At 73.7% G+C, this 14559-nt stretch carries 11 protein-coding genes and 3 pseudogenes; 3 read left to right on the top strand and 11 right to left on the bottom strand.

All coding sequences use genetic code 11. The features are described 5' to 3' along the window. Positions 1 to 30 precede the first annotated feature (30 nt). Positions 31 to 237, top strand: a pseudogene (locus KM933_RS10510) (heavy metal translocating P-type ATPase); the annotation flags it as partial. Positions 238 to 409: 172 nt separating this feature from the next. Here KM933_RS10510 and KM933_RS10505 read toward each other — a convergent pair. The 3 genes and pseudogenes from KM933_RS10505 to KM933_RS10495 form a co-directional block, all read right to left on the bottom strand. Further along, positions 410 to 730, bottom strand: coding sequence for an ArsR/SmtB family transcription factor (locus tag KM933_RS10505; RefSeq protein ID WP_308013330.1), 321 nt, complete (start codon positions 728 to 730; stop codon positions 410 to 412). Between the two features lie 65 nt (positions 731 to 795). Next, complete coding sequence (locus KM933_RS10500; protein WP_221350543.1) at positions 796 to 1098, bottom strand: hypothetical protein; 303 nt, start codon at positions 1096 to 1098, stop codon at positions 796 to 798. A 270-nt stretch (positions 1099 to 1368) separates the two neighbouring features. After that, positions 1369 to 2254: pseudogene (locus KM933_RS10495) on the bottom strand (ABC transporter transmembrane domain-containing protein); the annotation flags it as partial. On the opposite strand from KM933_RS10495, the pseudogene KM933_RS39195 reads away from it, so the two are divergent. After that, positions 2197 to 2499 (top strand): annotated as a pseudogene (locus tag KM933_RS39195) (IS5/IS1182 family transposase); the annotation flags it as partial. The pseudogenes KM933_RS10495 and KM933_RS39195 sit on opposite strands and share 58 nt — an antisense overlap. Before the next feature lie 8 nt (positions 2500 to 2507). Here the strand turns inward: KM933_RS39195 and KM933_RS10490 are convergent. Next, a complete protein-coding gene (locus KM933_RS10490) occupies positions 2508 to 3596 on the bottom strand; it encodes a saccharopine dehydrogenase NADP-binding domain-containing protein (protein WP_221350541.1) in 1089 nt (362 codons plus the stop codon). Positions 3597 to 3690: 94 nt separating this feature from the next. On the opposite strand from KM933_RS10490, the gene KM933_RS10485 reads away from it, so the two are divergent. After that, the gene (locus tag KM933_RS10485; protein WP_221350538.1) at positions 3691 to 4620 is read left to right on the top strand and encodes an NAD(P)/FAD-dependent oxidoreductase; all 930 of its coding nucleotides are present in this window, start codon (positions 3691 to 3693) and stop codon (positions 4618 to 4620) included. Between the two features lie 67 nt (positions 4621 to 4687). Here KM933_RS10485 and KM933_RS10480 read toward each other — a convergent pair whose 3' ends face one another. The 7 genes from KM933_RS10480 to KM933_RS10450 are packed head-to-tail and all read right to left on the bottom strand — an operon-like array spanning position 4688 to position 14553. Next, entirely contained in the window at positions 4688 to 6709 is a 2022-nt protein-coding gene (locus tag KM933_RS10480; protein WP_221350536.1) for a condensation domain-containing protein, read from the bottom strand. Continuing rightward, a complete protein-coding gene (locus KM933_RS40235) occupies positions 6706 to 8130 on the bottom strand; it encodes a class I SAM-dependent methyltransferase (protein WP_221350533.1) in 1425 nt (474 codons plus the stop codon). Before KM933_RS40235 ends, KM933_RS10480 begins: the two co-directional genes overlap by 4 nt. Continuing rightward, the gene (locus tag KM933_RS10470) at positions 8127 to 9509 is read right to left on the bottom strand and encodes a class I SAM-dependent methyltransferase (protein ID WP_221350531.1); all 1383 of its coding nucleotides are present in this window, start codon (positions 9507 to 9509) and stop codon (positions 8127 to 8129) included. Before KM933_RS10470 ends, KM933_RS40235 begins: the two co-directional genes overlap by 4 nt. Beyond that, positions 9487 to 11169 carry an ABC transporter ATP-binding protein gene (locus KM933_RS10465; RefSeq protein ID WP_221350530.1) on the bottom strand — a complete coding sequence of 561 codons (1683 nt, stop codon included), beginning with the start codon at positions 11167 to 11169 and terminating at the stop codon, positions 9487 to 9489. Before KM933_RS10465 ends, KM933_RS10470 begins: the two co-directional genes overlap by 23 nt. Beyond that, the gene (locus KM933_RS10460; protein WP_221350528.1) at positions 11166 to 11993 is read right to left on the bottom strand and encodes an ABC transporter permease; all 828 of its coding nucleotides are present in this window, start codon (positions 11991 to 11993) and stop codon (positions 11166 to 11168) included. Before KM933_RS10460 ends, KM933_RS10465 begins: the two co-directional genes overlap by 4 nt. Continuing rightward, complete coding sequence (locus tag KM933_RS40230; protein WP_221350526.1) at positions 11990 to 12988, bottom strand: ABC transporter permease; 999 nt, start codon at positions 12986 to 12988, stop codon at positions 11990 to 11992. Before KM933_RS40230 ends, KM933_RS10460 begins: the two co-directional genes overlap by 4 nt. Beyond that, complete coding sequence (locus KM933_RS10450) at positions 12973 to 14553, bottom strand: ABC transporter substrate-binding protein (RefSeq protein ID WP_221350524.1); 1581 nt, start codon at positions 14551 to 14553, stop codon at positions 12973 to 12975. Before KM933_RS10450 ends, KM933_RS40230 begins: the two co-directional genes overlap by 16 nt. Between the last annotated feature and the right edge of the window lie 6 nt (positions 14554 to 14559).

Raw genomic sequence — 14559 nt, 5'->3', positions numbered from 1 at the left:
CTCCTACACCAAGGCGGCGCAGCGAAACCGGCCACCATCCCCGCCGTCGTGCGTCTGTCCCGCACCGCCCGGCGCCTGGTGATCCAGAACCTCGTCGTCGCCGGGGCGTTCATCGCCGTACTGGTGGCCTGGGACCTGACCGGTACGCTGCCGCTGCCGCTCGGGGTCGCCGGCCACGAGGGCTCCACCGTCGTCGTCGGCCTCAACGGCCTGCGCCTGCTGCGCGAAGCCGTCTGGACCGACTCCAGGACGGCCGTGGAGCGGAGCCGTACGGGTCTCCTGGATCGCGCTCAGCTCTGCTCCGCGCTTCGTCATGACCGCCCTCACCTCTCACGGCTGGGACGAAAACATGGAGATGGATTCCATTGACAGGAGTAGTCCGGCACCGTCACGTCGTGACGGTGCCGGACTACTCCTGCGCGTGCCGGATGGCGTCCAGCACGATGTGGGCGACGTGATCGTCGGCGAGGCAGTACTGGATCTCGCGAGCCCGGCGCCGGGTCGTCACGATCCGGGAGTTTCGCAGCACCCGAAGATGCTGGGAAACCAGCGGCTGACTCACCCCGAGAGCGGTGACCAGTTCATGGACGCACTTTCCACCCTGTGACAGCTCACGCACGACACCCAGGCGGACCGGGGACGCCAGCGCCCTCAGCAGGTCGCTGGCGGCCTGGAGATCCTGCAGCGGTTCGTCGGGCGCGGTTGCCGCGGAGGGCGGAGGGGTTATCACATGCACACATTAGCATGTGGTAATGATTTTCAGTTGATGTTCACCCTCCCGGCCGGCAAGGCGACTCAGTGGTCGTCCCAGTGGCCGTCGTGGACCGCGTGCCGGTGACCGTCGTGCACGTAGTCGACGTGATCCTCATGCGGGACGGCGACATGGCCGCAGCCCTCCCCGTGCTGGTGGTCATGGTCCGCGTGAGTGGTGTGACCGGTACTGACGCACTCGTCGACGTGATCCTCGTGGACCCGGTGGATATGACTGTCGTGCGCGTAGTCGACGTGGTCGCCGTGCGGAATGGCGACGTGGCCACAGCCCTCGGCGTGGGCGTGCGGGTGACTGTCATGCGTGCGGTGATCGGTGGCAGTGGTCATGTCGCGCTCCTGGCTTTGCTCTTGGGCCACCTGCGGCTTGCGCTCCTCAGGCCGTGCATTGCAACATTAACATATAGCGATCAATGCATGTTTGCCTGTGATCCGTCCACCCCTCCCCGGGTACGCAGAGCAGGCCCCTGCTACGGGCCACGGCTTCATGATTCGGGCGGTTCACTGACCTCGGCTGCATGAAGAGCACCGCAAGACCAGGCATGCCGCGCCTTTGAACTCCCCAAGCCTGCTTCGGCCGGCTCCAGCCCCAGCCAACACCGTCGACTTGCCGGCTCCCGAGACGCCGACCAGGGCGAGGGTCTGTCCCGCGGGAACCGTCAGCTCGATCACGTCCAGCACGGGCCGACCCCCGTAGTCGAAGCTCACCTTGTGCAGCCGGACTCCCAGCGGGCCCGGCGGGAGCGGACGGGGTGAGGCGGGTCGCGGAGCGAGGGAGGGTGTTTTCACCGCCGCGTCGACGCGGGCGGCGGCAGCACGCAGACCCACCGCCTGGCTCAGGGCTCTGGCCGACTCCGCCACCGGTCCGAGCACCGACAGCGCCAGCACCATCGCCGCCGGGACCCACGCGCCGTGCAACCGCCCGGAGGTCACGGACTGCGCGGCCGCGGCCACCACGCCGAGCACCGCGAGGACGATCAGCAGATCGCGGACGGCGGCGGCCGTGGCTTCCCAGGCTGCCTCGGCCTGCTGCGCCTCACCCACCAGCCGGCCCTGCTCGGCGGGGCGACGGCGTTCGGCCAGCGCTCCGAAGGCGAGCAGTTCGCGCAGCCCGTCGACGGTCTCCACGGTGTCGGCCGAGAGCTTCGCGGTCGCCGCCCCGGTCCGGGCACCGCGCGTGGCGCGCCCGCGCGCGTCGGCGAAGGGAGCCACGGTGAGCAGTGCGGCGACCGGCACCACCGCCACCAGCAGCCACGGCTCGACGGTGGCCAGCACGACGGCACCGCCGGTGAAGACCACTCCGCCCGCCAGGAGCTGGGCGGTGGTGCGGGCGTAGAAGAACTCCAGAGCCTCCACGTCGGCCATCGCGGTGGCGGCCAGGTCCCCGCTGCGCCGGCCTGCCACGCGGGCGGGCGGGCGCGCTGCGGGCGAGCTCGTCGAAGACCCGCACGCGCAATTCGGCGAGTACCCGGTAGGCCAGGCCGTAAGGGGTACGACTACAACCACCTGCGGCGACGGCTGTCCAGCCGGGGCGTCCGACACCGCATCGCCCGCAGAGGTATCGAGCCCTCGACCCATCTGGGCCGACACCGCTGGACCATGGAACGCACGATGTCCCGGCTCACCGGATGCCGCCGACTGCACCGCCGCTACGAACGCAGAGCCGACCACTTCCCAGGCTTCACCAGCATCGCCTGCACCCTCATCTGCTACCGCAGACCGACCAAATGAGTGACGTCTCAGAACGCCCTGAGTTCCACTGCCTCCTCCGCTGCCAGATCCTCGACGACCTCCAGCGGATCCAGCACGTCCGCGGCGTAGTGCACACCGGGCGCGATCCCTCCCCGGAGCACCCTGAGCGCGGCGGTGGCAGCGAGGAACCCGCTCAGCTCGTAGGAGTCCGCCGCACGAAGGACGAGCCTCGCGGCGGGCGGACCGTCCGTCACCCCGTCCCAGAGGTGGAACTCCTGTCCGTACCAGGCTCCGTGGCGGCGTACGTCCTCGTCGGCCGCCGCGATCAGTTCAGCGGTTTCCGTGCTGTCCAGTGCCCAGGCCATCGCCAGTTCCTCGGCCAGGCGCCCGCCGCCGAAGACCGTGTACCACCGCACCTGACCGATACCCGTGGCACGGGCCAGCCGGATGGCCTCGGTGGACAGGAAGGGGAAGGCGTCGACGGGGGCGGGGAATGCATCGAGTCGCACTTGGCGGCGGGGTTCCAGCGCGCGCTCCCGGAGCCGGCCGTCCTGCCAGGTGGCCGCCGGTGTGCCGTGCTCCGGCCCGCGGGCGAGCAGTACGTCTCCGGCGGCGGCCGGGGTGAGCGGCGCGACGCCGCCGACGTAGGCGTGCAGCGCGACGGCACCGGTGGCACGGGCGGCCAGGGCGCGGGGCAGCAGCGACGACAGGCCCGGGAGCGCTCCGGCGGACAGCACTGCCACGCGTTCAGCCACCGCCCATCGTTCGGCACCCCCATCGGCGGACAGCAGGTTGTGCACCGGATCGTCGCCGGCCGCGTCGACGTAGTCCGCGCCGTTGCGCAGCGCGGCCCGTGCGACCGTGTCGAGGACGCGGTACGAGGGTCCCGCGCAGTTGACGACCAGTCGGCACTCCGCCGCGAAGTGGTCCAGCGAGTCGGGGTCGGTCAGGTCGACCGCCCGGACACCCACTTCCGGGCCGCCCTCCGGAAGGCTCGCGACCAGTGATTCCGCACGGTCCGCGGCACGGCCGGCCACCAGCAGCGAGTGGACACCCGCCCGGTGGAGGCGTCGTACGACCGCGCTGCCCACTGCTCCGTAACCGCCTATGACGCCGATGGCTGACAGGTGTTGCACCGGTGTTCCCACCCTTCCTCACTGATTCAGCTGATGAAAATGATAATTATTATCGTAAGTGTTGCTCGACGGGCCCTGGGCCGAGGAAGAAGTGATGACGATGTTCGACGTGATCGTGGTGGGCGGAGGGCCCGCGGGCCTCAACGCGGCGCTGGTGTCCGGACGGCAGCGCAGGCGGGTCCTCCTGCTGGACTCCGACCGTCCGCGCAACGCGCCGGCGGCGCAGACGCACATGTTCCTCAGCCGCGACGGGTTCCCGCCCGCCGAGCTGCGTCGCATAGGCCGGGAGCAGCTCTCCGCCTACCCGAACGTGGAGATCCGCGAGGCAACCGTCGCTGCCGTCGCGTCCACGCCGGCGGGATTCACCGTGACGTCGGCCGACGGCGTGGTGGAACAGACCCGCAAACTGGTCCTCGCCACGGGGCAGGTCGACGTGCTCGACGAGCAGGTGGAGGGCCTGTCGGCGCTGTTCGGCCGGGGCGTGTACCACTGCCCGTTCTGCCACGGCTGGGAGACCAGCGGAATGAGCCTCGCCGTCCTGGGACATGAACTGCCGCAGGTCATGCAGGCTCTGTACGTCGCCGACCGTTTCAGCACCGATGTCATCGTGTGCACCAACGGTCACCCCGTGCCCGAGCAGGCCGCCGGCCGGCTCGCCGAGGCCGGCATCGCCGTGGAGGAGACGGGCGTGACCCGGATCGAGGGCGAGGAGGGTGCCGTCCGCCTGGTCCTCGCCGACGGCCGGGTCCTCGAGCGGCAGGGGATCTACCACCGGGCGCCCACCCGCCAGCACTCCCCGCTGGCCGAGCGCCTGGGATGCCATGTCCTCCCGGACGGGTGCGTCCGGGTGGACGAGTTCCAGCGCACGTCCGTGCCCGGTGTGTACGCGGCCGGGGACACCGCCCGGCTGGAGGCGCTGCCGGACGCCCTCACCTTCGTGGTCACCGGTGCCGCCGACGGCGCCCGTGCCGCGGTCTGGCTGGATCAGGAACTCTTCCGCGAGGACGCGGGACTGGGCGGCTGACACCGGCGTGCGGCGGGGGCACGCATGTCCCCGCCGCATCTTTCTCATCGCTCGGCTCGCTCGGCTCTCACCGTTCGTCCGATCCGCGCAGGGCGGCAGCGAGCCCGGCCACCGTGGGCTGCTCGAGGAAGCGGCGGGGTGCCACCCGCCCCAGCCCCTCCCGCGCGAGCGCGCCGAGCATCCGCACCGCGAGCAGCGAGTCCCCGCCGAGTGCGAAGAAGTCGGCGGTGCGCTCGTCCACCGGACACTCCAGCAGCTCCTGCCAGTGCGCTGCGACGGCCCGCTCCGTATCGTCCCGGGGCGGACCCGGTTCCGCCCGGTCGGTCGCCGTCTTGGGCACCGACAGGCGCCGACCGGATGCCCGCCCGTCCGAGCCGGCCGGCTCGCCGTCGGCCGGGGCGGGCAGTTCGACCACGGCCGACCAGCCCTCCGGAGCGACCAGCGACTCGACGGTGCCCATCAGGTCATCGAACATGCGGTCGACATCGGCGCCCGCGAACAACTCCTCCACCAGCGAGAAGACGACCACCAGCTCACCGCGCAGTTCGAACAGCCTCACCTCCAGGGCCACCTGAGGCGTCCGCAGTTGCTGGTGGTGGCTCAGCAGGTCGATGGTGCCGAGAGGGCCCGCCTCCTGAGGCACCTCACTGCCCAGTGCCGCGTCCACACCCAAGGTGGACTGGAAGACGACGGGGGCCACCGGACGGTGGGTGCCCCGGCGGCGGCCCAGTTCGCGGGAGACCTCGACGCCGGTGATCAGGTTGTGGGCGAGTGCGTCGCCGATGTCCCGCTGCGCGCGGGTGGCGAGGTCGGCGAAGACGGGCGCCGCCGGCAGGTCGACCGGCAGGAGCATGGTGGAGGAGAAGGCTCCCACCAGACGGGACACGTCGGGGTGCAGCGGGAGGCGGTTCAGCTGCAGCGTGTTCAGCAGGAAGCGGCGGTGGCCGCAGGCCCGGGCCACGGCCGCGGCGAATCCGGCGAACATCGCGGCGGACGGGGTCACCCCGTGCTCGGTGCACAGACGGCGCAGCGCCGACCAGCGCTCCGGGTCCAGCACGGCCTGCCGGGTGCCCATCAGGGTGGGGCGCACGTCGGCGGGGTCGGCCACCATCGGCAGCGCCGGTGGCAGCGGGAAGCCGTCGAGTCGGTCCCACCACCAGTCACGGTCCTGCTGCCATGCCTCGGTGCCCGGCAGGTCCCGCAGGGTCGTCACGTAGTCGCCGTAGTCGATGTCCAGGGGCGCGAGGACGGCGTTGTAGTCGGAGACCAGAGCGAACAGGTCGCGGTAGAAGACGCCGGAGGACCAGCCGTCGATGATCAGCAGGCTGGTGGAGGAGTGCAGCCTGGCGCGGTCGCCGGGCATCAGGGTCAGCCGCATGTCCAGGCCGCACCCCTGGGAGGGGTCGGGGCCCTCGGTGCTCATCTCGTGGCGGATCTCCGCGAGCCGGGCGGTGGCCGTCCCCTCGTCGGCGTCGCGCAGGTCGGTGACGCGGAGCCGCGGTACCGCTTCCGGGTCGTCCAGGGGCAGGACGCGCTGCCGGCCGTCGGGGAGGATGCGGGCCCGCAGGACGGCCTGGTGCTCGGCCAGCCGTTCCAGGGCGTCCTGCAGCGCCTCGGGGGCCTCGTCGGCGTCGATGTCCTCCAGCCCGATGTCCACGTAGTGGTGGGCGGAGCGGTAGGACAGCTCCCAGGCGTCCTGCTGGCCCACGAAGTAGCCCTGCTGAAGGGGCAGGAGCGGAAAGGGGGCCTCCGGGTCCTCGCGCCGGCGCAGGTCCAGGGGCAGCGGGCGCAGGGCGCCGGTTCCGGACCCGGTGCTGCGTTCGTGGACGAGGGCGGCGAGCTGGGCGGCGCTCTGCTCCACGCGGACGTCCGCCAGCGCCAGCGGCGTGCCCAGCCGTTTGCGGAGCATCGCGGCCATGCGGACGGCCAGGACGGAGTCGCCGCCCAGGCTCAGGAAGCTGGCGTCCGCCGGTACGGCGGCCTGATCGGTCTCCAGGGCGTCGGCCCACACTGCGCGGACGGCGTCGACCAGGTCGGCCGGGGCCGGCTGCGCGGCGCAGGTGTGCTCGGAGGCGGGTGCGGAGGTCAACAGGGGGCTCCAGTCGGAAGGGTGGGGCGGATGATCCTGTCCACGGCGTGGACCCGTGGGAGGTGAGAGGCGGGGGGCAGGCGGTCCGCGAGCGCGGTGCGGACGCGGCCGGTGTCCGGCCGGGCCGCGTCGGCTCCGACGCGGCCCGCGACGACCCGTTGGCCCGCTGCCCCGGCGAGGGGGTGTTCCTCGTGCGGCAGGACGGGCAGCGGGTCGAAGCCCGCCGCGTCCAGCTGGTGCGTCCACTCCTCGGCGGTGAGGAAGACCCGGTCCTGGCCCACCCGAAGGTCGGTGAACCAGTCCTGCTCACCGGGCGCGGGTGACATCAGCAGGTACATCGAGGTGAGCGTCTGGTAGTGCTCCTGGCACGACTCGACCAGGACCAGCAGCCCGCCGGGTACCAGCAGTTCCCGCAGGGCCGCCAGGGCCCGGCCGGCGTGCCGCGCGTTGTGCAGGACATTCGCTGCCAGGACGACGTCCTGGGAACCCGCCTCGAAGCCCTGCGCGAGCGGGTCGGCCTGGATGTCGAACAGGGCGTGCCGCAGTCCGGGGCGGCCGCCGAAGACCTCCTTGGCCGTCCGCAGGAAGAACGGGGAGACGTCCGTGAAGAGGTAGTCGACGTCCGTGTCACCGAGTGCTTCGAGGACGGTGCCGGTGGTGCCGCCCACGCCCGCGCCGGCTTCGAGGACGCGCAGGGGGCCCCGTGACGTCCGGTGGCGGGCCTCTTCGGCGATCAGGGACGCGGCGGCGTGGTTGGCCCAGCGGCTGGGGACGCTGTCGCGGTAGTTGCCCCGCGCGGTGCCCGTCTCCCCGTCGGGGAAGAGGACCTCCTGCAAGGAGGCGCGGTCCTGGAGCAGCAGGGGGAGCCGTTCGGCCGCGGCCCGGAAGAAGCGGGTCATGGACGGCGGATAGCCGAGGCCCCGGCAGGCTCCGTCCAGTTCGCGCAGGGCCCGGGCGTGCTCGCGGCGGTCCGGCGCCGCGAGGGAGTGGTAGCGGCCCGTCGCCGCGTGCAGGTGGAGTCGGTTCTCCGCGGTCAGGGTGCGCAGCCAGCGTCGTACGATCCACGCGTGCCGGGGTGCGACCGCCAGGGCTTCGAGGATCCTGTCGGTGCCGTGCCGCCCGCCGTCGCGGAACAGGCGGGTCCGGTCCAGTGTCCGGGCCATCGTCAGCAGCGCCGTCTCGTCGAGCTGCCGCATCAGCGCCGGAAGAGCGGCCGGGTCGGTCCCGCGGACGGCGGCGTCACCGGCGTCCGCGGCCCGGTCGGCGGTGTGGTCGTCGTCCCGGCCGGGAGCGGATGACGGCCGTGCCGCCGCGGGCGGACCGGCCACCAGCAGGGTGTCCTGCCCGCCGCCGCGCACCAGTTGCCAGTCCGTCACGCCGGGCAGGCCGGTGAGGGCTTCGTCGGTGAGCGCCCCGTTCACGCGTGACCGTCCCCGGTGACGTCCACCACGGTGATCGCGGGGAGTGTCGTGCCCGGCTCGGCACGGCGCAGGTGGTCGCGCAGCACCTCGGGCAGGCGGCGCCGGACGAACAGGGGGAACGGCTCGTGGGCGAGCGGGCCGGCGGGCGCCGGAAGGTTCTCGGTGGCGGCGGGCGCACGGTCCGCAGGAGCCGCCACTGCCAGCAGGTGCGGGTCGGCGGCATCGAGCAGCACGGCGGCGTCCACTCCCTCCAGGGCCGCACGCAGCGCGTACGGGGTGACCGCCCCCGGCGCGTCGACGAGCAGGGCGTTGGGGATGCCGTGGACGATGACGGGACCTTCGGCGAGCGCACCGCGCAGTGCTTCCGGGACGTCGCTCTCCCGGTGTCCGTCCCAGGGCGTCCGGCGCACGTGCCCGGGCGCCGGTCCGTCGGCGTGCGGACCGACGTGCAGGACGATGTCGTAGCGGTAGCGGGTGAGTTCGGTGTCCTCGGCCATGGTGCGGGCGTGGATGCTCATGCGGACCGGCCGCGGCTGGGACCGGACCGCCGCGGCGACGGCCGCGGGGGTGAAGGACAGTTCCTCGTCCGCTTCGGCGGCGGCGAGGGCCCGGGCGGCGACCGTCGTGCCGTCCGCCTCGGGGTCGCGCGTCCGTTCCAGCCGTTCGAAGTGGTCGAGCAGCAGACCGGAGTGCCGGTTGTCGCCGACGATCACGGTGCCGCCGTCCGCGACGGCCGACAGCGCCCCGTGCAGCACGGCCGCCAGGTAGGCGAGGTCGGGGAAGCACTGGGTGACCGAGTTGAACAGCACGCAGTCGGGAAGTACGCCGGGGCCGAAGACGGCGTCCATGGTCTCCCGCACCCGGGGGGCCGCTGTCTCATGGGCGGCGGCCCGGACGAACGCCGTGCCGGGGAGGCCGGCGGCGGTGAGGCGCTCCACCGCGACCTGCGCGACGTCGGTGCCGACGTAACCGTCCAGGTGCGGGTGCAGGCGGTGGGCCAGCAGGCCGGTGCCGCAGCCGAGCTCCAGCAGCCTCCCCGGGCGCTGGGCCAGGACGAGGTCCACCGTGCGGTCCACCCAGTCCCGCATGTGGGCCTCGGGCAGCGGCGCTCCGGTGTCGGACGCCTGCCACCCGGACAGGTCCAGGTCGTCGGCGTGCCGCCCCTCGGCCGTCTCGTACACCCAGTCGTAGACCTCGGTCCACTGGTCGAGGTGCTCGCGCAGCAGGGGGCCTGGCTCGGGTGAGGCGGCCAGGGCGGCGGGGTGCGGCACGACCAGCACGCCGCCGCCGGGTGCGGGGCGCGCCCGCGCCACCCAGGGATGGGCGGCCAGCAGCTCCACGATCCGGCCGGTGTGTTCAGCCGTGGTGTTGTCGGACACCGGAGGGCTCCGTTCTCTGCTCGGGGGAAAGGTCGGGGGTGGTGGGCGGCCGGGGGGTCAGGCGGCGCCCGGTCAGGTGCAGGACCTGGTCGGCGCGGGCGGCCGTGCCCGGGTCGTGGGTGACGGTCAGGATCGCCGGGCCGCTCCTGCGCAGCCGGTCCAGCAGGTCCAGGACCAGCCGTGCGGAGACCGGATCCAGACCCGCGGTGGGTTCGTCCAGCAGCAGCACGTCGGGGCCGGCGGCGAGTGCCCTCGCCAGGACGACCCGGCGGCGCTGGCCGCCGGAGAGCTCCGTGGGTCTGCGGTGGGACAGTTCGGTGGAAAGTCCCACGGCTTCCAGGAGTTCCCGTGCGCGGTGCCGCCCCGGCGCTCCGGTCATGCCGTGGAACACCTTCAGCGGCCGGGCCACCGACCGGCCCGCGGTGTGCGCCGGGTTGAGTTCCGTCACCGTGTCCTGTCCGGCCAGCTGGACGGCGCGCAGCATCCGCCGGTCACGCGAGCGGGTGCCGCGGGGCAGCGGGTGTCCATGCAGCAGCAGCTCTCCGCCGGCCGGAGGGCGGCGGCCGGCCAGGGCGTGCAGCAGGGTCGTCTTGCCGGTGCCCGACGGTCCCGTCACGGCCAGCCAGCCGCCCGCCGGCAGGTCCAGGTCGCCGGCGTCGAGCAGTGGGGTGCCGTCCGGGGTGAGCAGGATCAGGCCCCGCGTCGACAGCACGGGAGCCGGTGACGGGGCGGGAGCCACGGTGCGGGACGCGCCCTCCGTCGTCGGTGCCGCGGCCGTGGGGGGCGGCGCCGGAGCCTCGGTGGGGGCGGGCGGCCCCTTCGCCGGGGTGGCCGGGACCGCCGACGTCGCTGGGGGCACCGACGACCGTAGGCGTACGGCGGTGGCCGTACACGGCTCGCGCGCCGGGGCGGCCGGGAGCTGCGGACCGGGGGCGGCTTCCGCGTCGGTGGACCGGCGCGGTCCGACGGCCAGCACCAGGGTCCGGTCGGCCAGTTCCGCCGCCAGCCGGGTGTCGTGCGTGACCAGGACGACGCACCGGCCGGGAACTCCCCGCCGGGACCGTACGGCTTCGGCGACCAGGTCGGCCGTCGCGCGGTCCAGCGCCGAGGTCGGCTCGTCCAGGACGAGCAGTTCCGGGTCGGCGCACAGGGAGCGGGCCAGAGCGACGCGTTGCGCCTGTCCGCCGGAGATCTCCCCCGCCCGGCGCGAGGCGAGTACGGGCGGCAGGTCCAGCTGCTGCATCAGGGCTTCGACGCGCTGCGCACGGGCGCCGGTGTCGCCGGTGAACCCCTCGCCGATCAGCCGGTCGACGCGCCACAGCGGGTTCAGGTCCGCTGCGGGGTCCTGCCCCAGCCAGCCGCACCGGGCCCGCCGCCACCGGCGGGCCGGACGCCCCGCCGGCACCGGAGCTCCGCGCCAGCGCACGGTGCCCGCCGGACGGTGCAGTCCGTCCGGGAGGACGTCGAGCAGGGCACGCAGCAGTGTGGTCTTGCCGGCACCGGACGTGCCGGTGACGGCCAGCACCTGGCCGTCACCGATCTCGAGATCGACCGCCGGCAGCACGGTCGCACCGTCGTGGGCACGGCGTACGGTCAGTTGCTCAGCCGCCAGCAGGGGCACGGCGGCGCCCTCACGGACAGCGGGCGTACGGGTTGTCATACGGCCTCCCGAGGCGTATGGGCGACGGTCCCGGCCGTCGCGGCGAACGCCCAGGCGCACCCCGCGAGGGGGACCGCGGGAGCCAGCAGGGCCCAGGGATTGAGCGCGGCGCCGGGCAGGTTCTCGCTGAGCATCAGGGCCCAGTCGGGTTCGGGGGGCTGGGGCCCCAGGCCGAGCACGGCGAGGGCCGCCGCGATCTGCAGTGCCGTGACCAGCCGGAGGCCGGCGTCGGCGGCGACCAGGCGACGCAGGTTGGGCAGGACCTCGTGGACGAGGACGGCGGGCGTGCTCTCACCCCGTTCGACGGCGGCGTGCACGTGTCCGCTGTCACGCAGGTACGCGCACTGGGTACCGACGACCCGCGCGGTCAGCGGTGCGCCCGCGAGTACCGCCGCCACGACGACCGCCGTCGCCCCGGGCAGCGCGGTGGCCAGCACGAGTGCCAGGACGAGGGCGGGGACCGCGAGCAACAGGTCGCCCAGGGCGCGCACACCGCGGGCGACGCGTCCGCCCGACCAGCCCGCGGCAAGGCCGAGAGCCGTACCGCAGACGACGGCGACAGCCGCGGCCAGCAAGGAGAGGGTCAGCAACTGGGTGCCTCCGGCCAGCACCCGGGACAGCACGTCACGCCCCAGGACGTCGGTGCCCAGCGGATGCCGTCCGCCGGGGGGTGTCCAGGGTGCGGCGACCGTCCGTTCCGGCGGGTGGGGGGCCGCGTACCGCCCCAACGGCACGCACACCAGCAGGACGACGGCCGCGGCGACGGGCGCCGTACGGCGGGCCCTCGCCGCGGACAGGGACAGGAAGGCCACGGACCGGCTCATCGTCCGCCCCCTCGGGGTGCGTCCGGCAGCGCGGGCCCGGGGTGCCGGGCGGGGCCCGTCGCCGTGGTGCGGCGGGCGGCCAGGTCGGCCAGGAGCATGCCCAGCAGCAGGACGACGGCCGGCAGGAGCGCCGCGGCCTGGATCACGGGAACGTCCCGCAGCGCGACGGCGGACACCAGCAGCTGGCCGGTTCCGGGATAGCCGAACAGGGTCTCCGCCAGGGCGGTTCCCGCCACGAGGCCCCCGGTCAGCAGGGCCGTCACCTGGAGCGCGGGCGCGTACAGGAAGGGCAGGACGTGCCGGTGCAGCACGAGCGGGGCGGGCAGGCCGCGCAGCCGCGCGTCGGCCACGTGGGGCCGGCGCAGGACGTCGCCCAGCGCTCCGCGCAGCAGGACGGTGGCGAAGGCGGCCGAGGGAAGGGCGAGGGTGAGGGCGGGCAGCACCAGCAGCCGGGGGTCGGACAGCGGCGAGCCGCCGGACGGCAGCAGGGACACCGGGGGCAGCCATCCCAGCAGCCCGGCCAGGACCGCGCCGAGCACCGCCGCGTGGACCGGCTGCGGCACGGCGGCCAGACCGGTGGCGGCCGAGCCGCCCCGGCCGCCCCGCAGGTACGTGACGGCCAGGGCCGCCGCGGTCAGCAGCACGGTGCCGGCCAGCGCCACCGCCACCAGTGCCGTGGTGGCGGGCAGCCGTTCGGCGAACAGTGCCGCCACGGGTCTGCCGCCCGCCAGCGAGTGTCCCAGGTCCCCGCGGGCCAGGCCGTACAGCCAGTCGAGATAGCGCGCCGCGGCCGGCCGGTCCAGTCCGAGCCGGTCCCGTTCCGCCGCGGCCTCCTCCTGGGAGGCACGGCCCGTCGTCCTCAGCTCCTCGGCGTCACCGGGCAGCAGTTCCGTGGCCGTGAAGACCACCGCCGTGACGGCGACGGCCAGGGCCACGGCCCGGCCGGCCGGGCGCAGGGCACGGCCGGCGGCGCGCAGGGTCACCTGGCCATCCACGCCTGGTCGATGAACATGCGCTGGAAGCCGGGACCGTCGGGCAGTCCGCGCACCGTGGGCGCGGCCAGGTCCAGGCCGTCGCCGGTGCCCCAGACGACGTAGCCGCCGTCCTTCCACAGTTCCCGCTGGATGCCGGAGAGCAGTTCCCCGCGCCGCGCCTCGTTCGCGGTGGCCATGGCACGGGCGAAGCCGTCGTCGAACGTCCTGCTGCGCCAGGCGGTCTCGTTGGTGGGAGAAGCGGACAGCAGCCCGACGCGGACGAGGTCGGGGAAGGAGATGCCGCCGTAGTAGCCGGTGTAGAACGCCTTCTTGGCGTAGACGGCGGTCCAGTAGGTGTCGGCGGGCTCGACCTTCACCTCGGCGTCGACACCGATGTCCGCCAGCTGCTGGGCGTAGAGGGTGGCCGCGGTGTCCATGCCGGGATAGGACGTGGTGGTGTGCAGGGTGACGGACAACCCGTCGGCGTGGCCCGCCTGCGCCAGCAGCTTCCTGGCCTTCGCCACGTCACGGGTGCGCTGCGGCAGATCCTTGGGTGCCGAGGGGTCGTAGGGGGTGGGGAGGTCGTTGGCGACCTTGCCGTAGCCCAGGAACACGGTGTCGACCAGGGCCTTGCGGTCCGCGGCGAGACGGAACGCCTCACGGACCCTGGGGTCGTCGAACGGCTTGGTGTCCAGGCGCATGACGAACGGGTACTCGGTGACCCCGCCACGCCGGACGACCCGGGTCTTCTCCGAGGTCCCGGCGCTCTTGACGGCGGCGGGGCTGACGCTGCCCGCGACGTCGGCCTGCCCGGCGGTGACGGCACTGGCCCGTGCCTGCGGATCGGCGACGGCCTGGATCTCTATCCGGTCCAGGTGCGGGCGCTCGCCCCACCAGGTGTCGTTGCGGGTCAGCACAGCGCCCTGGGCACCGGTCTGCTTCACCCGGTACGGACCCGATCCGGTGACGGGACGGGAGAAGTCCTCGGTCCCCTCGGGCACGACGAAGGTGACGGACTCCAGGGCCCGGGGCGCGTCGGCCATCGGGGCACGGGTGGCCAGGACGACGGTGTGCTCGTCGGGGGCGGTGGACTTCTTCAGGTCGAAGTCGGCGAGCCGGCCGTAGTTCTCGGCGGCCTTGCCACCGATGCGGCGCAGGGAGTACAGGACGTCGGCGGCACGCACCGGTGTGCCGTCGGTGAAGCGGGCGTCCTCGCGCAGGGTGAGGGTCCAGCGGTCCATGGCGGCATTGGGCTTCCACGAGGTGGCGAGCCGCGGACGGGTCCTGCCGTCCTCGCCGGGGACCGTCAGGACGTCGTAGGTCAGGGCGAACCGCAGGACGTCGGACTCGTTGCCGAGACCGCCGTGCGGATCGTCACTGGCGGTGGCGGGCGACCCGGCGACGGCGTACCGCAGGGTGCCGCCGTCGACCGGTGCGCCGGTGCGGGAGGCCGGGGTGCCGGCGGCGGGTGTGTCGGCGGCCGGTGTGCCGGAGCAGGCGCTCAGCAGCAGGGCACCGGCCGCCGTCAGGACGGCGAGGGCGGATCTGCGGGACAGGGGAACACGGGACGACGAGTGCTGGTGCATGGTGGC

Origin of the sequence: Streptomyces beigongshangae (genome assembly GCF_019710745.1) — a bacterium.
Classification (GTDB): Bacteria; Actinomycetota; Actinomycetes; order Streptomycetales; family Streptomycetaceae; genus Streptomyces; species Streptomyces beigongshangae.
The sequence above is the reverse complement of the archived record's forward strand: the minus strand, read 5'-3'. Positions and strand labels throughout refer to the sequence as shown.